At 42.2% G+C, this 25,869-nt stretch carries 18 protein-coding genes and 2 tRNA genes; 10 read left to right on the top strand and 10 right to left on the bottom strand.

Annotated elements, in window-relative coordinates; all coding sequences use genetic code 11:
* The first annotated feature begins 1 nt into the window (after position 1).
* On the top strand, positions 2-805 hold the full coding sequence (locus ATC1_RS13445) for a YdcF family protein (protein WP_062283339.1): 804 nt from the start codon (positions 2-4) through the stop codon (positions 803-805).
* Positions 806-1,009: 204 nt separating this feature from the next.
* On the opposite strand, the gene ATC1_RS13440 is transcribed toward ATC1_RS13445, so the two are convergent.
* The 5 genes from ATC1_RS13440 to ATC1_RS13420 all read right to left on the bottom strand — a co-directional run bounded on the left by ATC1_RS13440 (position 1,010) and on the right by ATC1_RS13420 (position 8,064).
* The gene (locus tag ATC1_RS13440; protein ID WP_062283336.1) at positions 1,010-2,848 is read right to left on the bottom strand and encodes an adenine deaminase; all 1,839 of its coding nucleotides are present in this window, start codon (positions 2,846-2,848) and stop codon (positions 1,010-1,012) included.
* Positions 2,849-2,952: 104 nt separating this feature from the next.
* The gene (locus ATC1_RS13435; RefSeq protein WP_062283333.1) at positions 2,953-3,936 is read right to left on the bottom strand and encodes an ABC transporter permease; all 984 of its coding nucleotides are present in this window, start codon (positions 3,934-3,936) and stop codon (positions 2,953-2,955) included.
* Positions 3,933-5,048 (bottom strand): ABC transporter permease, encoded by a 1,116-nt coding sequence (locus tag ATC1_RS13430; RefSeq protein WP_062283327.1) that lies wholly within the window; start codon positions 5,046-5,048, stop codon positions 3,933-3,935. The genes ATC1_RS13435 and ATC1_RS13430 overlap by 4 nt, the downstream gene beginning before the upstream one ends.
* On the bottom strand, positions 5,045-6,583 hold the full coding sequence (locus ATC1_RS13425) for an ABC transporter ATP-binding protein (protein WP_062283323.1): 1,539 nt from the start codon (positions 6,581-6,583) through the stop codon (positions 5,045-5,047). Before ATC1_RS13425 ends, ATC1_RS13430 begins: the two co-directional genes overlap by 4 nt.
* 284 nt (positions 6,584-6,867) lie before the next feature.
* Complete coding sequence (locus ATC1_RS13420) at positions 6,868-8,064, bottom strand: BMP family ABC transporter substrate-binding protein (RefSeq protein ID WP_062283320.1); 1,197 nt, start codon at positions 8,062-8,064, stop codon at positions 6,868-6,870.
* Positions 8,065-8,649: 585 nt separating this feature from the next.
* Between ATC1_RS13420 and alr the strand changes: the two genes are divergently transcribed.
* Complete coding sequence (gene alr / locus ATC1_RS13415) at positions 8,650-9,774, top strand: alanine racemase (RefSeq protein WP_152024323.1); 1,125 nt, start codon at positions 8,650-8,652, stop codon at positions 9,772-9,774.
* On the opposite strand, the gene ATC1_RS13410 is transcribed toward alr, so the two are convergent.
* Together ATC1_RS13410 and ATC1_RS13405 are read right to left on the bottom strand one after the other, a co-directional pair.
* Entirely contained in the window at positions 9,769-12,612 is a 2,844-nt protein-coding gene (locus ATC1_RS13410; protein WP_269079297.1) for a helicase C-terminal domain-containing protein, read from the bottom strand. The two genes, alr and ATC1_RS13410, sit on opposite strands and share 6 nt — an antisense overlap.
* A gap of 644 nt (positions 12,613-13,256) precedes the next feature.
* The gene (locus tag ATC1_RS13405; RefSeq protein WP_062283309.1) at positions 13,257-13,877 is read right to left on the bottom strand and encodes a CBS domain-containing protein; all 621 of its coding nucleotides are present in this window, start codon (positions 13,875-13,877) and stop codon (positions 13,257-13,259) included.
* Positions 13,878-14,133: 256 nt separating this feature from the next.
* On the opposite strand from ATC1_RS13405, the gene ATC1_RS13400 reads away from it, so the two are divergent.
* Positions 14,134-14,685: a GNAT family N-acetyltransferase gene (locus ATC1_RS13400; RefSeq protein WP_172667792.1), complete on the top strand. Its 552-nt coding sequence runs from the start codon at positions 14,134-14,136 to the stop codon at positions 14,683-14,685.
* Positions 14,686-14,916: 231 nt separating this feature from the next.
* On the opposite strand, the gene upp is transcribed toward ATC1_RS13400, so the two are convergent.
* Together upp and clpB are read right to left on the bottom strand one after the other, a co-directional pair.
* Entirely contained in the window at positions 14,917-15,546 is a 630-nt protein-coding gene (gene upp, locus ATC1_RS13395; protein ID WP_062283304.1) for a uracil phosphoribosyltransferase, read from the bottom strand.
* A 404-nt stretch (positions 15,547-15,950) separates the two neighbouring features.
* Complete coding sequence (clpB, locus tag ATC1_RS13390; RefSeq protein WP_062283301.1) at positions 15,951-18,524, bottom strand: ATP-dependent chaperone ClpB; 2,574 nt, start codon at positions 18,522-18,524, stop codon at positions 15,951-15,953.
* 464 nt (positions 18,525-18,988) lie between these two features.
* On the opposite strand from clpB, the gene ATC1_RS13385 reads away from it, so the two are divergent.
* Positions 18,989-19,327 (top strand): nucleoside triphosphate pyrophosphohydrolase family protein, encoded by a 339-nt coding sequence (locus ATC1_RS13385; RefSeq protein WP_201777294.1) that lies wholly within the window; start codon positions 18,989-18,991, stop codon positions 19,325-19,327.
* A 406-nt stretch (positions 19,328-19,733) separates the two neighbouring features.
* Positions 19,734-19,807, top strand: a tRNA-Val gene (locus tag ATC1_RS13380).
* Positions 19,808-19,865: 58 nt separating this feature from the next.
* Here the strand turns inward: ATC1_RS13380 and ATC1_RS13375 are convergent.
* Positions 19,866-20,909, bottom strand: a complete 1,044-nt coding sequence (locus tag ATC1_RS13375; protein WP_062283298.1) for a hypothetical protein — start codon at positions 20,907-20,909, stop codon at positions 19,866-19,868.
* 589 nt (positions 20,910-21,498) lie between these two features.
* Here ATC1_RS13375 and ATC1_RS13370 point away from each other — a divergent pair.
* The 5 genes from ATC1_RS13370 (at position 21,499) to cysK (ending at position 25,766) form a co-directional block, all read left to right on the top strand.
* Positions 21,499-21,572, top strand: a tRNA-Val gene (locus ATC1_RS13370).
* A 164-nt stretch (positions 21,573-21,736) separates the two neighbouring features.
* The gene (locus ATC1_RS13365; RefSeq protein ID WP_082174806.1) at positions 21,737-22,420 is read left to right on the top strand and encodes a nucleotidyl transferase AbiEii/AbiGii toxin family protein; all 684 of its coding nucleotides are present in this window, start codon (positions 21,737-21,739) and stop codon (positions 22,418-22,420) included.
* Complete coding sequence (locus ATC1_RS13360) at positions 22,417-22,989, top strand: type IV toxin-antitoxin system AbiEi family antitoxin domain-containing protein (protein WP_062283290.1); 573 nt, start codon at positions 22,417-22,419, stop codon at positions 22,987-22,989. Before ATC1_RS13365 ends, ATC1_RS13360 begins: the two co-directional genes overlap by 4 nt.
* A gap of 671 nt (positions 22,990-23,660) precedes the next feature.
* Positions 23,661-24,467: an ATP-dependent sacrificial sulfur transferase LarE gene (gene larE / locus ATC1_RS13355; protein WP_062283287.1), complete on the top strand. Its 807-nt coding sequence runs from the start codon at positions 23,661-23,663 to the stop codon at positions 24,465-24,467.
* A gap of 363 nt (positions 24,468-24,830) precedes the next feature.
* Positions 24,831-25,766, top strand: coding sequence for a cysteine synthase A (gene cysK / locus ATC1_RS13345; protein WP_062283280.1), 936 nt, complete (start codon positions 24,831-24,833; stop codon positions 25,764-25,766).
* Positions 25,767-25,869: the final 103 nt, after the last annotated feature.

Raw genomic sequence — 25,869 nt, 5'->3', positions numbered from 1 at the left:
TATGGATCTTTTTGTGTACCTTTCAAAATTCCTGCCGCAATTGGTCTATCCGGCAGGATTGATCTTTTTTATGCTGTTCGCTGCCATTCTGTTGATCCGCCACAGAAAATTGCTGAAAATATTGCTGATAACTGCTCTGGTTGTATTATGGATCAGCGGTAATCCATTGCCTTCAGCTTTCTTAATCAGAAGTCTGGAAAAATCCTATCCTCCATATACCGGGGAGGAGACAGCAGATGTGATTGTTGTTTTAGGCGGGGGAACGGAAACAAAAAGCTACCCGCGACAGATCACTGAGATTTCCGGAGCGGGTGATCGGATTCTATATGCATCGGATCTGTATCAAAAAGGATTCGGCAAATATTTATTAACTGGCGGCAGTTATATCAATTGGATTCATCAAACAGAAAGTTCTCCGGCTTCTGAATTGGCTGAGATAGCGGAGAAATTAGGGGTTCCAAAGGATAGGATTATCATCCAAAATACTTCTGTCAATACACAAGAAGAAGCAGTTTACGATGCGGAAATCTTAAGAAAAATGGGCGTTGGAAAAATCATTCTGGTTACTTCAGCTACGCATATGCGGCGTGCTGTCGGGTTGTTCGAAGCGCAAGGGCTTGAAGTGATTCCTGCTCCGACTGATTACAACTTTTCCGATGATGAATGGGATATATTGACTTCATTTTCCTGGTCTCGTTTGTTTATGAACATTGTTCCACAATCTTCCAACATGAGTTCTTTGGAAACAGCGTTAAAGGAATATATCGGTATTGCAGTATATCGGTTACGGGGCTGGATGGATTAACAGTACCGTTTAACCATCCTCACTTTTCTCATGTCGCAGCGGATTGTTTTGCACCTGCTAAGCTACTATGTCACAATGTCATTGCGAGGAGTGCAAAAGCCCGAAGAAGTACGGGGTTGTCAACGACTCTAAGCTCCCTACCCTCCTTATTGGAAAATGAAACCACCCGCTATGCGGGTGATTCTGATTTATATTGAGTAAGAATTATTCTTCCGGAATGATCAAATCGACAAATTTAAGGGGAGCATTGGATTTAAGTTCCACAAGCCCCTGATTACTTAAATGGAGCTCTTCAATCACAATCAGCCCCAGGAGACTAAGTGTCATTTCAATTGAGGGATAAGGGCAACCGGCTTTTTTTAATGCCAGTTCGACAGCATTGATCTTTTTAGCGACGACCTCCATAGGTTCCAAAGACATCAATCCTGCAAACGGCAATTCGATGATTGCATCCAGAATTCCGTTTACAACCACCGCTATTCCCCCGCCAGCCTGGATCACTTCATTGGCTGCCAGTGCCATGGCTTCATCGCTGGTTCCGACAACTAACAGATTATGGCAGTCATGTGAAACTGTGGAAGCATAAGCACAATTCGAATTAAATTTCGTTCCAGCGACAAAACCATATCCGCGAGACCCTTTCAGCGTTTCTTTCGGCTGGTGTCGATAGAAAACGAACGCCTTTGCCAGGTCTCGTGAGCTGTCTGCAATTAAATTCCCGTTGACCGGGCGCATCCGTTTCATTTTCTCGATAGTATGAACCATACCCGGGATGATTTCAATTGCTCTGATTTTAACGGGATTCTCGGTACCAGCAGGAATTTTAAAATCTTCAGGGGATAAAGGATCTAAATACATCGTTTTAGTAGCAATTTCCGGATAAGAATACGGTTCAAAATCAACGGAAAGGATTCCATTCTTTGCAACTAACACACCGTCACTATAAACCTCATCGATGACGAGTTCTGTCAAATTACTGACAATCAGGATGTCGGCTGCACGTCCTGGTGCGATAGAACCAATCCAGCGGGCTTTTTCCAGAAGCTGGGCAGGATTAAGCGTTGCCATTTGAATCGCTGTTATTGGCGGTACACCATTTCGAATTGCAGTACGGATGGCTCGATCCATTTGCCCTTCTTCTACAATCGTCGATGCGTTTACATCGTCGGTGCAGATGGTTAAAAATCGGGAATCAATTCCTGGATTGTTTGTATACGCTTTGATGGTGTTCGGCAGATCCAGCCATGCTGATCCGTAGCGTAACTGACTGTAAAAACCGAGTTCAGCCCGACGGAGGACTGAGTCTGCCGTGGTAACTTCATGGCAGCAATTAATTCCTGTTGCTGCAAATGCATTTAATCCCTGATCAAGTTCCAGGCTGGAATAATGACCAGTAAGGATCATACCGGCATCATGGGATGCTTTAATGATGGAGTGAACGTGTTCATCGCCATGAATCACCCCGACAAAATTCATCTGCTCTCCCTGGAGCTGTGCCCAGCCGTTTTGGTAAGCTTTGGACACATCCGCAGCGTTAATTTCTGCTCCGGCATTCTCAAATCCTGCAACAGCCGGAACACAAACCGGCATTGCCAGTAAAAACTTGATGGGCAATCCCTGAGCAGCCTGATGAAATAACTCGACAGCTTTTAATCCAAGAACGTTTGTAATTTCATGGTTGTCAGGACAGATTGTAGTAGTTCCCCTCGGAAGAATTCCCTTAATAAAATGACGGGGATCCGTCATTGAGCTCTCTATGTGGACATGGCTGTCAATGAAACCAGGCACCAGATAACGCCCGTTTGCATCTACAATTTTCGTATGATCGTCTGTTTTAATTTTTCCTTCTGATTCTTGACCGACATAGACAATAAAACCGTGTTTGACAGCAACATCGATATTTTTTTGAATGCAACCGATATTGACATTGACTAAATTACCGTTGCGAATGATCAGATCCGCTGGTAAACTGCCCATGGCGACAGCCGCAAGGTCACGGGTAACATCGGCAAGCTTTTTCGGTTTGTGATTATAAATTGTCATGTGTTATTCCTCCTGCCTGTTATTGTTTTATCCGACCAGATATTTTGTCCGAAATTTTTATGAAAAAAGGCATGGATCGTTTTATATACAATCCATGCCTGCCATTAGCGATCTTCCCGGAAATAGGGAAGCCCAAGCGCATTGGGCGGTTGATTGTCCGGTTTATGCTGATAAGCCACGACAATCAGAACTAGAACAGTCACGATATAGGGAAGCATTTTGAATATTTCCTGTGAACTGCGTGTCAGTTCCGGGATATAGAAATAAGCCCATGAGAGCATTCCAAACAGGTAAGATCCCCAGATCGCGCGAGGTGCTTTCCAGGAGGCGAAAATGACCAGCGCCACCGCAAGCCAACCCAGCCCTTCGATTGAGCCATCGCTGTCCCAGGTGCCTTTCATATAATCCATCACATAATAGAGACCACCGAGGCCTGAAATTGCAGCGCCGACGCAAGTTGAAACGTACTTGTACTTTGTGACGTTAATTCCTGCCGCATCTGCGGTCGCTGGATTTTCACCGACCGAGCGCAGATTTAATCCGACTGTAGTACGAGTCAAAAACCAGCTGATCGCGAAAGCCAGGAAAATTGCGAGATAGACCAAAAATCCATAAGACAGGAAAAGATGGCCGAAGGGTCCTAAACTTTGATAGGAGGGAATTTTAGTTCTGAATGCCGCACTGGTTGCCAACACGTTGATTTGACCGACGCCACCAGCCAGTTTGTTGAGGGAGCCGCCATAAAAATTGGCGAATCCGCCAGCAAAAATATTGAATGCAAGCCCCATCACATTCTGGTTGCAGCGCAGCGTGATGGTCATAAAGCTGAACAACAGCCCCCCCAGCATGGAGGCGATGATTGCGCAGACGAGCGCGATCAGAATACAGACAATCGGGATCGGATTTTCGACATATCGTTCATAATAGAAAACACCGATCAGACTGGCTATACTTCCAAGATACATAATGCCTGGAACACCAAGGTTCAGGTTACCCGATTTTTCGGTCAGGATTTCTCCAACTGCACCGAAAAGGATGACGGTTCCAAAAACGATGGATGCCTGAAATAATGAGATGAATTGGTTCATTGGGACTTATCCTTTGTAAAGCGCTGGCGTAATCTGACTTTGAAGTTGATAAAGAATTCACTTCCCAAAATGAAAAACAGGATAATGCCGATAATCATATTTGAGACATAATCTGAAAGCTGATAACGGGAAGCGATTTCCATTGCGCCTTTTTCGAGGAAAACCAGCAGCGATGAGAATAAAACCATCACAAACGAATTGAATTTTGCCATCCAGGCGACGATGATGGTCGTAAAGCCACGACCGCCGGCGGTACTGACTGAGATCGTGTGTCCGGCACCGGCGACCGCCAGAAAGCCGGCGATTCCGCAGATTGCTCCGGAGATGATCATTGTTCGGATGATGACTCGTTTGACGTCAATGCCGCAGTATCTGGCGGTATTTTCGCTGTCACCAACTACGGAAATCTCAAAGCCCTGTTTGGTGTAATTCAGATAAACATAAATTAAGACCACCAGCACCAGGACAATGATGACGTTCAAGCCATACATCTGTCCGAATATCGGCGGGAACCACCCAAATTTATCGCGGGAGTTGATGATTCCGACTGTGTTCGAACCGTAAGGATTTTCCCAGAGCGCCACAAAGTATGAGGTCAGCTGGATCGCGATGTAGTTCATCATCAGCGTGAACAGCGTTTCATTTGTTCCATATTTGGCTTTGAAATAGCCGGGAATGAATCCCCAGATAGCGCCCGCCAACATGCTGCAGACAAACATGATGGGCAGCACTGCCGTTGCGGACATCTTCCCTCTGAGATAAATCATGCAGGCAGCTGAGGCGATTCCGCCAACGAGCACCTGACCCTCGGCACCGATATTCCAAAAACGCATTTTGAATGCCGGCGCAAGCCCCAATCCGATGCAGAGAAGCATCATGGTGTCGCGGATGGTGACCCACATGCGCTTGTTGGTTCCAAAAGCACCCTGGAACATCGTTCCATAAACTTTCAGCGGGTTTAGTTTGGTTATTGAATAAATGATGAACGCGCATACGACTAAAGCCAGCAGCAACGCGCCGATTCGGATTGCCCACGCTTTATAAAGCGGGACAAAACCGTTCTTGGAGATGCGAAACAGAGGTTCCTTCTTTCTATGTTTTTGTTTCATCATGCTGTCTCCTCCTTGAAATGCGTCATTAACAGACCAACTTCTTCTTTCTTCGCTGTCCGGCCGTCGACGATCCCGCTGACACGTCCGCTACATAACACCAGAATGCGGTCACAAAGCTCAAGCAGAACGTCCAGGTCTTCACCGACATAAATCACGGCTGTTCCTTTTTTCTTTTGCTCGTTAAGCAACCGATAGATTGTGTAGGAAGTGTTGATGTCAAGTCCGCGTACTGCGTAAGCCGTCATCAGCAGATAAGGATCGGAGGAGATTTCCCGACCGACCAGAATCTTCTGGACGTTCCCACCGGAGAGACGACGAATGGGCGTCCGCAATCCCGGAGTCACGATTTCAAGATCATGGATGATTTCGATCGCCTGTTGCCGCGGCTTTTTTTTGTTAGTAAAGGGTGATTTGCCCTGATCATAGCATTTGAGCATTATGTTGTCAGGAATGTTCATGTTTCCAACCAGCCCCATACCGAGCCGGTCTTCGGGGACAAAGGCCAGATGAACGCCTTTATGCTTGATATCGATCGGCGACTGACCGGCAAGGTCTTCTCCCTCTTCTTTGTTTCCACGGGGATAAAACATGATGCTACTACCTGGTTCCAGCTTGTGCAATCCGGCAATCGCTTCAAGTAATTCTTTCTGTCCGCAGCCTGAAATGCCGGCGATGCCGAGGATTTCACCGGTGTAAGCTGTGAAAGATACATTTTCAAGTTTTTTCACGCCGTTGATGTCTTTGACGCCCAAGTTCTTTACAACCAGGCTTTCCTTCGGATTGACTGGTTCCGGCCGATCGATGTTGAGTGTAACTGAACGACCCACCATCATGTCGGTCAGTTTCTGCGGATCCGTTTGGCTCGTGAGAACATCGCCGATGTATTCACCTTTGCGTAGAACGGCAACCCGATCTGAAATTTCCATCACTTCGTGCAATTTGTGCGTGATGATCACAATTGATTTCCCATCCGCTTTCATGTTGCGCATGACAACGAAGAGCTTGTCAGTTTCCTGAGGGGTCAGCACTGCAGTCGGTTCGTCCAGAATCAGAATATCAGCACCACGATAAAGAACCTTGACGATTTCGAGCGTCTGTTTTTCGGAAACGGACATATCGTAAACTTTTTTATCCGGATCAACGACGAATCCATAACGATCACAGATTTTTTTAACCTGTTCACGGACGTTTTTTAAATCGATCAGGCGGGTTTCATTCAGCCCGAGGATAATGTTTTCTGCAGCAGTCAGCACTTCTACCAATTTAAAGTGCTGGTGGATCATACCGATGTGCAGACTATATGCATCGTGCGGGTCTTTGATTGTAATCCGTTCACCTTTGACATAGATGGCACCGCTGTCCTGCATGTAGATTCCGGACAGCATGTTCATTAATGTGGTCTTGCCGCTGCCGTTTTCACCAAGGAGAGCCAAAATTTCTCCGAACCGAATTTCCAGATTAATTTTGTTGTTGGCGACCACATCAGCGAATCGTTTGGTGATATCGACCATTCGAATAGCTACATTCTGTTCCAAGTAGGGTTCCTTTCTCATGACAGGGCGATAACGCTGCTCTGCCTTGAATAAAATCCTGAAAAACAGTTATTTTTTTTTGTTTTTTAACAGAGGTGTAACTCATATTTATTAAGGGTTACACCTCTGTTAAAAATATTGACAGGAAGTGAAAACTCAATCAGCAGATATTTCGTTGAATCGTCTGGAATATTCTGCTATTTTTTTATTAATCCTATACTGCTCAAATCGTTTTGATTATGAGAAGCGACTGATATCAGTCGCTTCTCATTGTTAGTGATTAATAATTACTCGTTTGTGAGTTCAGTGATGCCGTCAATTCGCAGCGAGAAATAAGGAGCGCTGATGAGTTTGGATTCATAGAAGATACCATCCTCAATTGCTTCGCCAGTGTCTCCAGTCCAGTCGCCATCAGTGTCGAGAGCCAGGAAAGAGGTGATTTTTTCGCCTTTGACGGTGAAATTGTCAGTGTCAAAGACATTCAGGCTGCCATCAATGATTCCAGCGATGGCGGCATCAACCGCTTCCTGAGTTCCTTCAGCAACTTCCGGGCCAAGCGGAGCGATCTGAACGGCGTCATTTGCGTACCCTACTGAAAAGTCCTTCGGGATTGCTTCGCCCTTCATCGCTTTTTCGATAATCGGTGTGTAGAGCGCAGCCCAACGGTTCTGGGCACTGGTCAGAGCAGCGGTCGGAGCAACAGCGAGCATGCTGATGTTGTAACCAACGCTGTAAACAATTTTGCCGCTGTCTTTGGCTGCCTGAATGGCTGACGGGGCGCCGGTGGAGTCAGCGTGCTGACCAATGATGACGCAACCTCTGGATATCAAAGCGTTAGCTGCTTCGCCTTCAGCTTTCGGATCGTACCATGAGTTCGTATATTGAACGTCCATGTGAGCGTCCGGAACGATTGAGCGGATGCCGAGGAAGAAGGCAGTGTAACCACTGACCACTTCGGCGTACGGGTATGCGCCAACATATCCGACATACGGATCGGTAATTTTTCCGGAATCAAGCAATTCCTTCAGCTTCATTCCAGCGACAATTCCGGAAACGTAGCGGGATTCGTACGTGTGAGGGAAGAAGTTCGCGACATTTTCCATCGGTTCTTTCCAGGCGGTATCACCGGTTGCAGCCAGGAAGATCACGTCCGGATATTCTGCTGCTGCCTGCATCATATAAGACTGATGTCCATATGAATCTGAGATAATCAGGTCGCAGCCCTGCTCGGCAAGGTCGACTGCATTGTCGTAACATGCTTCAGTTTCTGGGATATTGTATTTGAAGATGATTTGATCATCTGTCAGGCCTAATTTTTCCTGAGCGCCTTTGACGCCATCAATGTGCGCCATATCATAGCCTGAGTTTTCATCATGGACAAGGATAACGCCCAGTTTGAAGTCTTCAGCCGCAGCTTCAGCGTTGAACGCAACAACGGTCAACGTGAAAACAAGAACAAACAGTACTGTAAAAAGCTTCTTCATAATAATGATTCTCCTCTTATGTTTTTTATCTCTCAGTCATAAAGCTGAGAAGACCTTAGAACGAACTTATATAAATAAGTCATCAATATAATTCATTTTATGAGAGCAGATTATCGAAAGATGATCTGCTGTTCAACAAAAAAAGTCATTTCGGAGATTATTTTGGCTCAGTTTTTTTTTGGGCCTCCTTTTTCGAAACAGCGTTTTTCCTGTGATTGACTGAGACAGAAAATTAGTTTCGTGGGTTAATTATATGGAATGAAACAAAAAAATGCAATAAAATGTCAGACAATAGAAATTTTTAGTGCAATTAATCTTGTTTTAAATATGTAGTTTATTACAAGCTTTCATTTCCAAGCGTAAAAAACGCTATTTTACTTGTGTGAACAACTATTACTTGTTTAATACGTATTATACTCCAGCGATTCGAAATATGAGAAATATGATTAGGTGTCGTGTTGTTTCCGCGTAGAGCGCGGAAACAACACGACACCTAATCATATCTTTTTCTCAAAAGGCTTTATCAAATTCAGAATTGCTGATCATACTCCTGCTGATACGAATTTCCCTGATAAAATACTCAAAATGGAAAAACAAAAATTCACTAAATCAGACTTTTTTTCAACATGGTTGGAAATCGATTTAAATGCAATCCGGGAAAATTGCCGGAGCTGCATGGAAATAACCGGAACCCCCGTGATGGCGGTTGTTAAAGCAAACGCTTATGGTTATGGCGCAGTGGATGTGGCTCGCATCGCCGATGAGGTAGGTGTGGATTCTTTTGCCGTTGCGCGGGTACAGGAAGGTCTTACACTGCTGGAAAATGGAATTAAGAAGGATATTCTTGTTTTTCATGCCTTTTCTCAGGAGGAAATCGATACAGCAGTCAGCAATCGTTTAGTATTATCGTTAAACGGTATCGAAATGCTGCCGAAAATTGAATGCTCTTTCCGCAAATTTCAGATACCTGCCAGAATTCACTTAAAAGTAGATACAGGCATGGGACGTTTTGGAGTCTTCCCTGAGGAAATACCGTCTTTAGCAGAAGCTGCGATGGCGACGGGATGTATTCAGATTGAAGGTATCTACAGCCATTATGCGAATATCGATGATGATCCCGATTCCCCTTTGAATGTGATTCAGAAAGAACGATTTGAAAAATCGCTGGATTTGCTCAGATCTATTAACATTTATCCTGCAAAAATTCATTGCTCCAACTCAGCAGCAGCTTTTAATACTCCTTCATCTCGCTATAATTTAGTGCGGGTCGGCTGCGCTCTTTTAGGAGTTAATCCATTCTATTATGAACCTTTTCCATCTTACCTGCAGAGAGCGTTAGTCTGGAAAACACGGCTTGTATCTGTCAGGAAATTACCAGCAGGATATGGAATCGGGTATGGACAACATTATCATCTTGCTGAAGATTCCTGGATTGGAGTAATTCCGGTTGGTTATGGGGATGGATTCAGACGAATGCATGATAATGTCGTTTTAATTGGTGGGAAAAAAATTCCGGTTGTCGGGAGTGTGTGTACTGATGCCTGTATGGTATTGCTGCCGGATTATTTTCCAATCGGTGAAGAGGTGATCCTTCTGGGCAAGCAAGGCTCGGAATCCATCGAAGTTGAAGATCTCGCTGAAAGATGGCATACCACCCGAGCTGATGTTACGACTGGAATAACGGATCGTGTTGACCGAATTTATTTATAAATTCAGCCAGCGGCGTGCTACTTGCGGCAGATCACGGATGCTGTTAATGATTTGAGTGCACTTGGGAATGGAGTTGATAAATTCTCTCCCATATTTTTTTGTCAGTACACGGGAATCCAGAACCAGGATGATCCCCCGATCTGATTGGGATCGAATTAAACGACCAAATCCCTGCCTGAATTTCAAGATTGCTTCCGGCAGGTTGTATTGGCCAAATGAATTCTCAAAACTCTCTGACCGTGCTGCAATGATCGGATCGGAAGGCACATCAAACGGAAGTTTGACAATCACAACGACAGATAATTTTTCGCCTTGAATATCAACACCTTCCCAAAAACTGCGCGTTCCCAGCAAAATTGCCTGATCTGTCTCACGAAATGTTTCCAACAAAGAAGATGCCGAAGCTCCTTCCCCTTGTTCAAAGACTGTAATACCGGCTTCAGCCAATTGAGGAGCAATACTGTTGGATGTTCGTTTCAACTGGGCATACGATGTGAAAAGCGCCAATGTTCTGCCACCGGTCGCTTTGCATAACTTTATAAGGGTCGTTTCAACCATATGCTGAGAGGCGCCCTGGTTTGGATCCGGTATGTCATTCGGAATGTACAATAAAACCGCATTCTCATAATCAAAGGGTGATCCGACACATAATTCTTCCGCTTCGTCAGCGCATAATCTTTCCTTCATATAGTCAAAGCTGTTATCAGTCGTTAATGTGGCGGAGGTAAGAATGATGCTCTCTTTTTCATGCCAGAGTAATTTTTCGACAATCGGTCCAACAGCAAGCGGCGCAGAATTCAGTGTCAACCGGTTGTTGACTGGAGAAATGTCGATCCAATAGACAAAATTTTGAATCGGATTGGCAATTAATCCATCGATTTGATTTCTGGCTTCCAGCAACTGTTTTCCGATACCGCGAAAAAGATCAATCAATTCCAGAATATTTTCATCATCAAGATCGTCATTATCAGCAAAATCTTTGGAAACAAGAGTCATTTCAGAAATGATTTTCTCAAACGCATTGTTTGTATCATCCCAGGCGATCTCTAAGTCACTCCAGCCTGCTGCTGTACGAACTGATGAGGTTATCCGAAGCTGCTGACCATAGACTGAAAGCGGTGTACCCTCTCTGGCTTCTGACATAAAGAATTGAATCAATCCAAACAATGCTTTGCAGGAGATGTCAAGCTGGGAAGAGTATTGTGTGATGAAATTGAAGCGCTCGATCAACTGCGCATAGTTATCTTGTTTTAGTATTGGCTGCAATTCAGTTTGCAGCCGTCCGATTAATCCTTTGCCGATACTACCCAGTTCTAACAGCATCCGGTTAATTTCTATCGGGGACAGACGATAGCTGAATGCGCTTGTCGCAGCGGATTCCAGATGGTGTCCTTCGTCGATGATCAGATATTTATAATCCGGTAAGACGCCGCCATTATTTGCCAGATCCGCTAAAAGCAGCGCATGGTTTGCGATGATGACGTGCGAGCGCAGCGCCTGATCGCGTATGTTGTAGAATGGACATGCACCCTTGCGCCTGATTTGGCATTGGTTTGAACGACAACTATCATTTTCAGCGCTGAGCTGACTCCAGATGTCTTTTTCAATCGGACCATTCAAATTTATTTCGCTGCGGTCACCATTTCCGCCTTCATGCAGCCAAACTAAGATTTTACCGATGACACGGACTTCTTCCGGTGATTCAGCCCCACGGTTATGGATGAGTTGAAGTTTGCGTGGACAAAGATAATTATTACGACCTTTTTGGATTGTCGCGCGCAGGTCTATTCCCAGTGCTTGTCCCAATTCAGGGATGTCTTTATGAATTAGCTGATCCTGAAGGTTGATCGTATTGGTTGAGACGATTACCCGTTCTCCATTTTTTATCGCCCAATGAAAGGCAGGAATCAGATAGGCAAATGATTTTCCAGTGCCGGTACCTGCTTCGATAAACATGTGTTTCCCTTCAGAAAAAGCGTGACAAATGGAACGCAGCATCTCAATTTGTTGTGGGCGTTGTTCATAATTTGGAAAATGTTTGTGAAATTCACCGCCATATTCAAGAATCGCAGCAATTTCATCAGCATCAAGTCGATCGGGTTTTTCTGCAGGTTTCAGTTCTAATTTCTGGTCAGTCCATTGGTTTTTAATTGCAGGAATCGGGATCTGGAAACTGGATTGGGGCTTTTCGCCATTTTTAATCCGTTTTTGAATGATCTGCCGGAAAAACTCTGAACCGCTCCATCCTGTGCCGGATGCCAGTGAAACAATATCCATCAGAAGATTTAAAGGAAGTGAATTGGCTTTTTCGACCAGCCGATTATAAACCTGATAATTCGAAATGCAATCCGCTAAAGCCCTATGCTGGTCTTGAACAAAGATTCCCATCTGTTGCGCTAATGAACCGAGATTATATCGGGAGGCGCAAGGTAAGAGTACGGAAGCTATTTCATAGGTGTCGAAGACCTGATTTTTTTTCAGGTAATTACCGCGCTTTAAAAAGCTGAGGTCAAATCCAACGTTGTGTCCAACGATCGTATCATCACCGATAAACTCTATAAATTTCGAATAAACATCACTGATCTGTGGAGCATTTCGCACCATATCATTGGTGATGTGAGTGAGCTGCGTGATATTTGAAGGAATCGGCCGGTTGGGGTTCACAAGTGTTTGAAAAGAGTCTTCAATTCTTGAAGCTGAAAACCTGACCGCAGCAATTTCTGTGATGCTATCAATTTGGGGATCAAGTCCGGTTGTTTCAATGTCCAATGCGATCATGAATCGTTTTCTTTCCTTTAATTCTTCAAGATTTTCGTACTTTCTGTCTGAACAGTTCAAACCTTTTGATTCTCATCTTATGTCGATCAATCAGAGCAGCATTATACTTTGGAAAGATCTTTTTTTCAGAAATTCGAAATATTAACTTGCTATTCGAATCAATCGAGGAAAAACCTGTCGTTATGATGTTTTATGGAAAGTTCAAAAACAATATAACAACAAAGAATCCTCTCATATTTCGAATAACTGCATTTTTTTAAGTCTTTTCCAAATTTCGAAATTACGGCTAATTGCCCTATCAGAGGAGATTATGATTTTTGATTATCGATAGTCTTGTATTGCGGAAAATCATCTGGGCTCAATTCCTCAATTTTCTTAACTGTCTACAATTATGACACACCAATAGCGGATTTGTGGCAGTAATTCGAAATATTGACTCGCAATTTGTATCCATCGGAAAAAAACTTGTTCTTTTGATGTCTTTGCGCTAAGCATAAAACAGTATGAACATCAATGAATTCTTTTCATATTTCGAATTATTCGTTAATAATTGTAACCAATGCTACAATCTGCCTTTAATCATTGAAGGATTTTTTGCGCCAATTCAAATCGATTTTTCAATGGGGTATTCTCGATATTTATTCCAATGAAGAACAAAACGGTTGAGCTCAAGCAGCAGTCATCCGGATTTAGAAGGATACTAATTATCGAATATCTGCGACTTTATATACAAGCGGTGTAATTGCCTGTTTTAACTCATATTTTTCAATTCCGTCAATTTTTAACGTCATCATCTTATAACCTTTTTCTTCCGAGTTGTATGTTGAAAAAGAAACGACATTTCCATTCATTTCACAAATTTTCTTAAAAATGGAGAAAATCTTGCCAGGAACGTCTTCAACTTGCAGCGTCAAGCGAATTCCCTGGGAACGGGCTCCAGTCATTTCAAGGAAGATACGGATAAGAGAGGTGGCTGTAATAATTCCTACGACATAATTACCGCGTATTACCGGAAGAGATTTAATGTCATAATCCGAAATAATCCGTGCAGCTTCTTCAATGGGAGTATTTTCAGTAACAGTCAATACTTGCGTCATCATAAAGTCTTCGACTAAAAGCTCTGATTCTACTTCATTAGTCGAACCGTTTTTGCAAAGAACGCTGTCAATTTTATCTTTTGTAATTAAACCTAATAAACGCCCCTGTCGATCGACAACCGGCAGCGAATGAATGGATTCCTTATTGATCAAATCATTGGCTGAATCCAATGTCGCTCTTGGACTGATTGTAATCACGGGATACGTCATTCGAGAACCAACTAACATAAAAACTCCTTGTTTCGATTCATTATTTCGGGGCTTCCAATTCCATTCAAATGACCTTGGTGATAAAATTATCACGAGTATATTGGAGTAATATTACAAATGTCATAAGGATTCTATGACGCTTATCAATTTTAGCATGAATATTTTTTTCAAATCTATAGGAATTATAGACTTAGTGACAATTGCGAATTACTTTTCTATTACTAAAAAGAATTAAATTGCAAAAGGACAGTTGCTCATTATGGAGGCAAATAAAGTGTCTTTTGATATTTTGGCTCAATTTCCGGCGTTGATTACAACAGATCGGTTAATTCTTCGTCCAATCCGATGGGAAGATGAAAACGATATTTTTGAGTATGCATCCAAACCTGAGGTCGCCCAGTTTATGAGCTGGTCTGCCCACAGGACTATTGAAGACACACGAGCTTTTCTGAAGTTTCTTGAAGATGTGGAAGGGAAAAGATTGCAAATTGACAGAGGAATTATTCTGAAAGAAGAAAATAAATTGATTGGAACAATAGCATTCGTGACAGTCGATTTTGATCTGTTGATGGGAGAGTTAGGATACTGCTTGTCCCCGCGATATTGGGGACATGGGTATATTGTTGAGGCAGCAAATGCGATGATCGATGCTGGAGCAAAATATCTGAATTTACATCGCGTTGAGGCTCAATGCGAAATTGATAACTACAAATCAGAACGCGTTATGCAAAAACTTGGAATGCAGCAGGAAGGTGTTTATCGGAAACGTCTGCCGGTGCATGGAGAATTCTGTGACGCAAAAATTTATGCAAAAATTTTAAAATAGTTCCTCCTTCAAATTACAGAAGGAGATTTATACAACGATTCGAAATTCGAAAAACCCTTTTGTAAAAATTGAAGATTAAAAAGTTATACCGTTATTGTTGAACGATTCTCAACAATAACGGTATAACCAATAGTTCTTTTCTCAAATAAAAAAAGCTTCTTAAAAATGGAAGCATTGACTGATTATGATCGGTGCATCCACTTTTTATGTGAAACCATAATGGTAACCGGATTAAAAAACAGTTCCAAATTGTCGATCTCCGGCATCTCCCAGCCCAGGAACAATGTATCCTTTTTCATTGAGATGATCGTCAATGGCTGCCAGATGGATATCGACATCCGGATGCACTTCTTGTAATGCACGGATTCCTTCCGGCGCGCCAATCAACCCAACAAATTTGATCTTTTTCGCTCCCCAACGTTTGATGATATCGGTTGTTGCAATTGCCGATCCGCCTGTCGCGAGCATTGGATCAAGAATCAGACAGGTATTAAATGGATGATTCTTGGGGAGTTTGTTGTAATACTCAACCGGCTCCAGTGTTTGTTCATTACGATAGAAACCGATATGGAAAACATGCGCATTGGGGATTAACGCCCATATACCTTCCACCATTCCTAAGCCGGCACGAAGAATCGGAATAAGCGCGATACTTTCCTGCATTTCATAGGCTGTCATCGTTGTCAAAGGAGTCTGAACTTCAACGGGTTTTATCGGCAGATCACGTGTTGCTTCATAACATAAAAGAGCCCCCAATTCACTCACCAGTTGGCGAAAAATTGTGGGGTTCGTGTTAACGTCACGTAAAATTGACAATTTGTGTTCAATTAATGGATGATTCGTAATTGTTACGTTGGACATTGGGCCTCCGTTATAAATATTTCGAAACCAATTATACCCGTTAGAAAAAGGAAAACTGAAAATTGCCAATAATCAGTAATTCCTATGAAAATAGGATTCAATTTTCATTATCGGATGTGTAATTTCTTTCATCTGCTGTTCGAAATATTGATTGATCTGTCATTGCGATCATTGAGAAGCAATCTCTTTCCGGATGGCGCTCTGCCCTACGTGTGGCGGGGAGATTGCCACGCCCCTTTTGGGGCTCGCAATGACAGGTTCCTTATAGCAATTCCTATGAAAATAGGATTCAATTTTCATATTTCGAATTGCTGGTAAATCAAGATCGGTTGAATGAAAAAAAAGCGGATCATGGCAATCTAACTTGGAGCCATGATCCGCTTTGTCAAAATATCTTTTCAGTATTATGCTTTCGTAAATATGAGATTTTCCTGGTTCGGATCCACATTGACGTGAATTGTATCTCCTGATACAAATTTTCCGCTGATCATTTCAGACGCGAGAGGATCCAACAGGTTTTGCTGGATAGCCCGCTTTAAAGGCCGAGCGCCATATTCGATATCTGTTCCTGCTTCAACCAGATAACGAATGGCAGAATCCGATAGCTCGAGCGCCATCTCCCTTTGCCGTAGGAGCTGACGGACTTTTTCCAATTGGATGTTCACGATGCGTTGCAGATCACTGATCGTCAATGGATGGAAAACAACGATCTCATCAAGCCGGTTAAGAAATTCGGGGCGAAAAGTGTTTTGTAAAACACGGTTAATGGCTTCACGACTCACAAGCTGAGCTCCATTCATCCATAATTCAGATCCTGCATTCGAAGTCATTATGATCACCGTATTGCGAAAATCGACTGTCCTGCCCTGACCGTCAGTAAGCCGTCCATCGTCAAGGACTTGCAGTAAAACATTAAAGACTTCACTGTGAGCTTTTTCGATTTCATCAAATAAGACGACGCTGTACGGATGACGGCGGATGGATTCAGTCAATTGTCCGCCCTCTTCATAACCGACATATCCGGGAGGCGCACCGATCAGTCGAGAAACGGTATGCTTTTCCTGATATTCGCTCATATCAATTCGTACGATTGCCTTTTCGTCGTCAAACAGAAATTCTGCCAGCGCTTTTGCCAGTTCGGTTTTACCGACGCCAGTCGGACCAATAAAGATAAACGATCCGATGGGGCGGTTTGGATCCTGTAAACCAGCTCGAGAACGGCGGACTGCATTGCTGACGGCGTTGACCGCATCATTCTGACCGACTACGCGTTGATGCAGCCGTTCTTCCATATGAGAAAGTTTCTGCATTTCGCTTTCCAAAAGGCGTGACACTGGAATTCCCGTCCATTTACCGACGACAGCTGCGATTTCCTCATCATCAACTTCCTCTTTTAGCAAAGCTCCTTCTTTCTGCAGCGTTTTTAGCAGATTTTCAGCTTCACTTCGTTCTTTTTCCAGTGCAGGCAGTTCACCGTAACGCAGCCGCGCTGCCTGTTCCAAGTTGCTGTTTCGTTCGGATTGTTCGATTTTCAGATTAGTCTCTTCCAATCTTTCTTTTATCGTGCGAAGCTTTAGAATTGCCTCTTTTTCCGTGTGCCATCGGGTCGACAGGGAATTTGCCTTTTCTTTCAGATTGGACAGATCCTCTTCAATTTTCTTCAGGCGTTCTTTCGATGCGGCATCATGCTCTTTCTGGAGTGCCTGTTTTTCAATTTCGAGTTGCATAATTTGTCGGTCGACATCATCCAGGATCTGCGGCTTTGAATCAATTTCAGTCCGAAGGCGGGCTGCCGCTTCATCGATCAGATCAATTGCTTTATCTGGCAGGTGCCTGTCAGTGATATAGCGGTTTGAGAGCGTCGCCGCAGCAATAACAGCCGGATCTGTGATTCGAACTCCGTGATGGACTTCATACCGTTGTTTCAAACCACGCAGGATGCTGATGGTATCTTCAACACTGGGTTCATTGACCAGAACCGTCTGAAAACGTCTTTCCAGCGCAGCATCTTTTTCGATATATTTTCGATATTCATCCAGCGTGGTGGCTCCGATCAGATGTAATTCACCGCGTGCCAGCATCGGTTTGATCATATTACCGGCATCCATGGATCCTTCTGCAGCGCCCGCTCCAACGATGGTATGCATTTCGTCAATAAAAAGGATAATTTCACCTTCTGAGTCCGTAATCTCTTTCAGGACCGCTTTCAGTCGTTCTTCAAAGTCACCACGATATTTTGCACCTGCAACCAGTGCGGACATGTCCAATTGGACCAATCGTTTATTTTTTAGACCTTCCGGGACATCTCCTTTGACTATTCGCTGTGCAAGCCCTTCCACAACTGCAGTTTTTCCGACACCCGGGTCACCGATTAATGCCGGATTATTTTTCGTCCTGCGGGATAATATTTGAATTGTCCGCCGGATTTCGTCATCTCTTCCGATGACAGGATCCAGTTTTCCCTGGCGGGCAATGGCAGTCAAATCACGGCCATATTTTTCCAATGACTGATAGGTTTCCTCAGGGTTTTGATTGGTCACTCTTTGGCGGCCGCGAATAGACATTAATGCTTTAAGAATCGAATCCTTTGTCAATCCGAATTGTGATAATCGTTTTCCTTCTGTACTGTCACACAGTGCAAGGAATAGATGTTCGGTTGAAACATATTCATCTTGCATGCCTTTGGCAATTTTTTCAGCGTTTCCCAAGATGTCTGCTGTAGTTTTGGACATGCTTAACGATGTGTTGCTTCCATATACTTTCGAACGAGCTTCAAGATCCTTTTCAAGATCCGTTTGCAGCCCGGCAACACTACCTGATACGCGTGTGACGATCGCTGGAACGATGCCTTCCTGTTGACGGATCAGCGCTAATAACAGATGTGCCGGTTCAATCGTCTGATGGGAAAATTCGATGGCAATTTGCTGTGATTGACTGACCGCTTCCTGTGCTTTTTGTGTAAATTTATCAAAATTCATTTTTTACTCCATGGTGCAATCATTTGTCTGACTGCAGCCCTAAATTTTGTAGGAATACTCTTATTTCATATCGTCTGACTTTTAAAGATTGTGGTCTTTTTTCTCAATTGGCGATAATTCTATTAAAGAGTCCTGTATTATTATCGATGAAACCTGATAATATTGTATAAAAATTTTGTATAAATGCTGTTAACAATCAGTAATTCGAAATCTGAGAAGAATTCTTTGTTACTCTTATCGTTATTCGGTTCGCGCAAAAATCATAAGGATAATAAATTTTCTTGATTGATTTGAAAAATCAATCTAAATTTCGAATTACTGATTATCAACGGAGGAATTTGCATTAATATTTGTAGAATTGAAGATCTCGGCTATCTACAGCTTCATTACGAAAACGAGAAGATTTAGAATTCTGCTTTTGAATAGAAAATACATGAAAAAAATATTACGAATAAAGGAGCGAGATGGTAAATTTTGAAACGATGAATGAATACCAGGATTTCTGTCTGCGAACAGCAACAGTACCGATGGATGAAAAAACGATGCATTTGACCTGGTCGCTGGCATTGGCTGGGGAAGTGGGAGAACTGGCCAATCGTACTAAGAAAGTATTTTTACATGGGCATCCCTATGATCAAGAAAAGGTCATAGAGGAATTGGGTGATATCCTTTGGTATATTGCCGTATATTCCCATGATATTGGTGTTGATTTGCAGGAAATTGCACAAAAAAATATCACCAAACTTGAAAAGCGATATCCGGATGGCTTCAGTAGTGAAGCAAGTCAGAATCGAATTGCATGATATTCCTCCTGTATTTTGAGGAATAATATCCATTAATTTGTGGTAATTCTGTGATTCATGAGGGAATATTTCGATATCTTAACAAGACGAATGGAAAAATAATTAGAATTCTTTCTGCTTTTAAAAAAAGCTTGAATATTCCTTAAAACCGGAAAATCTATATGAGTTAATGCATTGACAAAAACATTTCTTTTTATAGTATAATTGTATTATAACCTGACAGAAGTAAAACCATTGTTTCCCTGTTTGTTCAAAAAATCCCTCAAGGAGTGATCGATTCCCGGGGGATTTTTTGATTAACGGATCCTTGCCTTCCAGTCGTTGAAGAAAAGTATTCTTTTCATATTTCGAATTTCCGGCGAAAATCGCTTGACAATGAAAAACTATAGTATAATGTGTTGCGTTCGGGCGGATAGCTCAGTTGGTTAGAGCACATCCCTTACAAGGATGGGGTCGCAGGTTCGAGTCCTGTTCCGCCCACTATTTCTTTCTTTGATACAAAACCAAAACGCTTTCCAATCCGGTTCGATCCGAAAAACTAATAACAGCCTCTTGAATTCAGCAGAAAAGCTTCGCCTTGTCCGCGGCTTAGTCCATAAATCCCATACCAGCCATAAATCAACATATTTGCAGATCCTACGGTCGTTTTTGCATTCGGGTATTCGGTGTAACCGCTGCAATAAACCTCATTCGCAGTTCCGTTCAATACAACAGTGGATTGGTTGACAAAGGTTTCGCCATAAATGGTTCGGCCTCCGGCAAATACGCGGTCGACTTTGCCATTAATAATCACGAGGGCATTATCCACGGTAGAACTGTAACCGTTGTCACCTGACTGGCCGCCAGCGTAAACCCACCAGGCTGATCCATTAATGATGATGACGCTTTGCGGAGTTTGCACATTATGCCGGGAATAAGTGATGGCGCCGCCCATGATCATGCTTTTGTTCGCGAACTCAACATCCGGTTCGATAATGAACGGGACGCCATTGCAGAAAAACCAAATCGAACGACCGGCAGGCCATGCAGTTCGATGTTCTCCCGTATTGGACGCAATTCGCAGCACTGTGATTTTTTTATCGATAGGAATACCAAATCCATCGGAAGGTTCTTCGGTATCACTTGTCATGTACAGGATCACTTCCCCTGCATTATCTGGCAAATTTTTCAAAGCCTCAGCGATTGTTCGATAGGAACCGGATTCGCCAACATAAATTTCTGTTAAATGATTGGTTCTCGGCTTTTCCCATCTCGGCGGAGGACCATACGGAACTTGTGGACGAACCAATGCTGGAAAGTTTTGCATATTGATAGGAGCATAATTACTTCCCAAGGCGGTTGGAGTGGGAGAATATGCTGAATTCTGACTTCCCCATGTCAATTTCCCACCGCTTGGGTCTTCGGGAATCTTATTTGTCTGATTCATTTCAGCCTGCAGGGCATCCATCGTTGCCTGGAGTTTCATAATATTCAGTTCCAATTGCAGCGCCTGGTTGGTCGCTTGCAGATCTTGCGCTGAAACGAGGCTGACTGAAATCAATGTCATCAGAATCGTCAGAAACCAATAAGTAATTTTTTTCATTTTTTCCGCCTGGCCTTTTCTTGTTAGACGATCATAGAACGATCGAATCATCATTACACGCTTATGAACTGAATCAAATCAGATAGCGTTGGTCAAAAATTAATTTTGCTGAAGAAGCGTATTAAAAGGATCTTACTGATCTGCAAATTGCCTGGCGCAGATTATTTTATTGATCAGCAGGATGCTATAACGTGCAGTATTCTTGCAAAAACGACCATGGATACATCATTCATGTCACATAGTTTGATTGTGATGTAATCAGTATTTTATCAGAACAATCTGTTCAAGAAAAGACAACAGAAAGGAATTGTTTAATTATGAATTGACTTAAGATGGTTTATTTAACTTATATTTTTGTACAAAACGGTTAACAAGTGAATTAATAAATGTTTCTCTTTATTCGGATGACCGATCAAGATCAGAACAGCGTTTCATAAATCTGGAAAAACCTTATAAGGAAAACGAACAGTATGTTATTGTGTTGTTTTTAAACGAAGCATAATAACAACACAATAACAACGAATTCTATTCGGATTTCGAATTGATTATTCGTAATTAACCTGCGGTTATGATATAATTTCGGACATTCGGGCGGATAGCTCAGTTGGTTAGAGCACATCCCTTACAAGGATGGGGTCGCAGGTTCGAGTCCTGTTCCGCCCACTCAAAAAATCCCTGATTATTATAAAAAAAATTACGATTTATCAAATTTTGATTTCATATGTGTGTTTATGTAGCCGTTTGGCCGTTTGGATCAGATTATTTCATTGTATGAGGTTAGATAAATATTGAAGCGCTTGACAACAATGTAAGGTTGGTATACATTAATGTATACTATGCTAACACAAGATCAAACTCAAAAATTCGCATTAGAGCAACAAACCACTGTTGATAATATTCTCAAGGAACATTATCAAATGTTTTTGCTGGATATTTTGTTTAATTCCTCTTTTGAAAATAATCTGGTTTTTAAAGGTGGAACTGCTTTGAGATTAGCTTATGGTTCGGTCAGATTCTCCGAAGATTTGGATTTTTCTTTGTTGGATGAGGTGGCTTTTACTGATTTCAGCCGGGTACTCAAAAAGATTGAAAAAATCATTCCGGAAGCAGCGATCAAAGACATTTATGATAAACGATATACACTATTTGCTAAAGTACTCATCCATGTGGACTACCGACCTATTCCTATTGGTATAAAAGTTGAGGTTAACAAGAATCCCCGGGATTTTATACAGACGATCGCATTAATCAAAAGTCCTTTTAATAATCTTGAAGTGATCGGTCGGGTTTACACACTGGAGTCAATTCTTAAAGATAAAATCCGCATTATTGAGGATCGCGAACGGCGAGAACCCAGGGATTTATTCGATGCCTGGTATATCAGCCAAAAATTGGGCCAAAATTTTATTATCAGAGATGATTATAAATATGATCAAAAAGAACTAATGGATAGTCTATACCATTATCTGCCTAAAAACCAACGGAAAGTAATCGAGTTATTCAAAAAATGAAACGCCAACAGTTAATCCAAAAACTGGAAATATTAGGAAAAGATGTCTTTAGCATTAAAGACTTGAAAAAATTGTTCCCGGAAGAAACACATCTCAAAATTCCGGTTAAAAGAATGCTAGACGCAGGTGTTTTAATTCAGATTACGCGTGGTATCTATACTCTGAAACGAGAAAAATTGGATATCGAAAAAGTGGCTACACAGCTTTATTATCCCAGTTATATCAGTTTTGAAAGCGCATTATCAAAATACGGAATTATCAATCAGGGATTATATGGATTGACGTTGGCTACAACCCGTCATACTAAGAAAATGACCTTCGCTGATGTGGAATGTGAATATTCCAAATTACAGGAAGCATTATTTTTTGGTTTTGATTTGATCAATGGAACCTACCTGGCACAGCCGGAGAAGGCTTTTTTGGATCAGATTTATTTAATGACTTTGGGTAAGAGAATCGGAAACACTTCAGAATGGTACCTGAGTGACCTGGATAAGGAAAAGTTAGCGGAATATTTGCCATTTTACAATGCCAGCGTCCGGAAAAAGGTTTCAGAGTTGGGGTTTTAAAAGCAGACCGATCTATGTAATACCAACCTAGATTCGATGCTCATGTTGATTATTTTCTTTACAGAATTTTGTCGATGTAATAACATAAGCTATCCCAATTCTTTTACTTCAGGAAGAGAATTATGGCATGGATTAAACAAACGAGTCGCCCTTCTTGTTTAAATTAATCTGGTGCAGATGAAACACCAAAGCATAGAATATTGAGACTATATAGACAGTTGTACTACCATATATAGGTATGTAGTAGGCAATTAGTTACTATATATATGGTATAGACATAATTAAGCACTGCTCAGCATCTCTTACAAGGATGGGGTCGCAGGTTCGAGTCCTGTTACGCCCACTCAAAAAATCTCATATTAATATTGAAAAAATGACGAATTATCAAATCTTGATTTCATATGTGTGTTTATGCAGCCATCAGGTTGTTCGGACTGGGCTTTTTCATTGGATGTCTTTTCCCTGATGAGAGAAAAATATATGTAAAAATATGCAATTGAATCGTATCAATCTGCGGCATGGGGATGCTTTTCTGTATTTCGAGTTGTTGTCTTTTTACTCTCATTGTTCATAAGGTAATTTTTTTGTCATCAAGATTTATAATAATCTTTGAAAGTCGAATCCTATCCCTATAATTCTGAATAGTAAAAACAATACATAAGGCATGCCGAATGAGTGAACTTGAAGAAAAATTTCTAAAACTGCAAAATTACCTGAAAGAATTGGGCAGCGTGGCAATCGCTTTTTCAGGTGGTGTTGATTCCACATTTTTGCTGAAGACCGCTCATGATGTTTTAGGCGATCAGGTGATTGCAGTTACTGCAAGATCAGCATCTTTTCCAAAGCGAGAATTAACGGAAGCGATTAACTTTACCGAGACGAATCATATTCGACATATAATATTCGATTCAAATGAAATGAGCATACCCGGATTTGCCCAGAATCCTCCCAACCGCTGTTATCTATGCAAGAAAGGGATTTTTTCAAAGATCATTGAAATCTCGAAAGAGCAGGGGATTTCTTTTGTAGCAGAAGGTTCCAATATGGATGATTTGGGCGATTATCGCCCCGGGCTGCAGGCAATTCGGGAACTGGCGGTAAAAAGTCCATTACAGTATGCACAGCTATATAAAAAAGAAATTCGTCAGCTTTCGAAAGACATCGGAATTTCGACCTGGGAAAAGCCTTCTTATGCCTGTCTGGCTTCCCGTTTTGTCTATGGAGAAACGATCACAGCGGATAAATTGAGCATGGTGGATCAGGCCGAACAATTTTTAATGGATCTTGGCTTTGTCCAGGTCCGAGTGAGAATTCACGGACTGATGGCCAGAATTGAAATTGAACCGGAAGCATTCGATCGCTTTCTGGAAAAAGCAATCCGCGAAAAAGTGGAAGCGAAATTGAAACAAATCGGTTTTACTTATGTCACATTGGATTTGCAAGGGTATCGCTCAGGCAGTATGAATGAAATACTATGATATTTCGAACTGTTGGGTGAAAGATAACGAAAATTTCTCCTCTTCAAGAAAATAACATTGATATAGAATAAAGGTATGAATCATAATTTATGATTCGTACCTTTATTTCGGTCGATCAACAGAAATTTGAAAAACGGATTGACTTTTCGAATCAATCAAGAAAATTTGTTGTTCTTATCGAATTTCGAATTACTGGTCGCTTAATAATCAGCTCAGTTTTTTGTGCTTCACAAAGCATGTCAAGAAAATCATGGTCAAAATTTAAATACGCTCCGAATTCGAATACCTGCTGTGAAAAACCGGATTTGAATCGCTGCAGCCATTAACAAGTTGCTTTTTTGTTAAAGGAAAAAGGTACCCAAAATGAAAATTGCTTCCAATGTTACAGAACTTATCGGTAATACTCCTCTGGTTCGTATAAACCAATTATCCAGGGGAACCGGCGCTGTTATCGCAGTAAAACTTGAGTCTTTTAATCCTGCGCACAGCATCAAGGATCGCATTGCGGCCGCTATGATTGAGACTGCAGAGCTTGATGGAAAACTAAAGAAGGGCATGACGATTGTTGAGCCCACCAGCGGAAATACCGGTATTGGACTATCCATGGTTGCTGCTGCAAAAGGTTATCCCATCATGATTTTTCTGCCTGAAAATTTCAGCCGGGAACGGCGCCTGATGATGCGTGCATATGGTGCGGAGCTTGTTCTGACACCAGCCTCTGAAGGGATGAGCGGAGCCATTAATAGAGCGGAAGAATTGGTCTTCCAGGAACCGGACAAATATTTCCTCCCTCAGCAATTCAAGAATCCTGCCAATCCGGAAATTCATCGGAAAACGACTGCGGAAGAGATTTGGCGCGATACGGATGGCAAAATCGATATACTGATTGCTGGCGTCGGAACAGGTGGGACAATTACCGGTGTGGGCGAAGTCTTAAAAAGCCGCAAACCTTCTATGCATATCATCGCTGTTGAACCGGATGCGTCTCCGGTTTTATCCGGTGGCTCAAAAGGACCACATCAGATTCAGGGAATTGGAGCCGGGTTCATTCCGGAGGTTCTTAACACGCAAATCTATGATGAAGTGATCCGAGTGAAAAATGAAGATGCAATGAGTACGGCACGCAGATTAGCGGCTGAGGAAGGTATTTTAGTCGGAATCTCCTCCGGTGCAGCAATGTGGGCTGCTTTACAGGTAGCTGCACGGCCTGAAAGCTTAGAAAAACTGATTGTTGTAATCATTCCGGATTTTGGAGAGCGTTACCTGAGTACTGGTTTGTTTTCAGATCTTCCGGAATAATTTGTTTTTCGCGCGATTATCTGTCGAATTATGAAAAAAGGCACTTTTTCTATTCAAATAGCTTGTTCATATTTCGAATCATTGAATTAGCATATCTTGCTAT

The organism is Flexilinea flocculi, assembly GCF_001192795.1.
Taxonomy (GTDB): domain Bacteria; phylum Chloroflexota; class Anaerolineae; order Anaerolineales; family Anaerolineaceae; genus Flexilinea; species Flexilinea flocculi.
The sequence above is the reverse complement of the archived record's forward strand: the minus strand, read 5'-3'. Positions and strand labels throughout refer to the sequence as shown.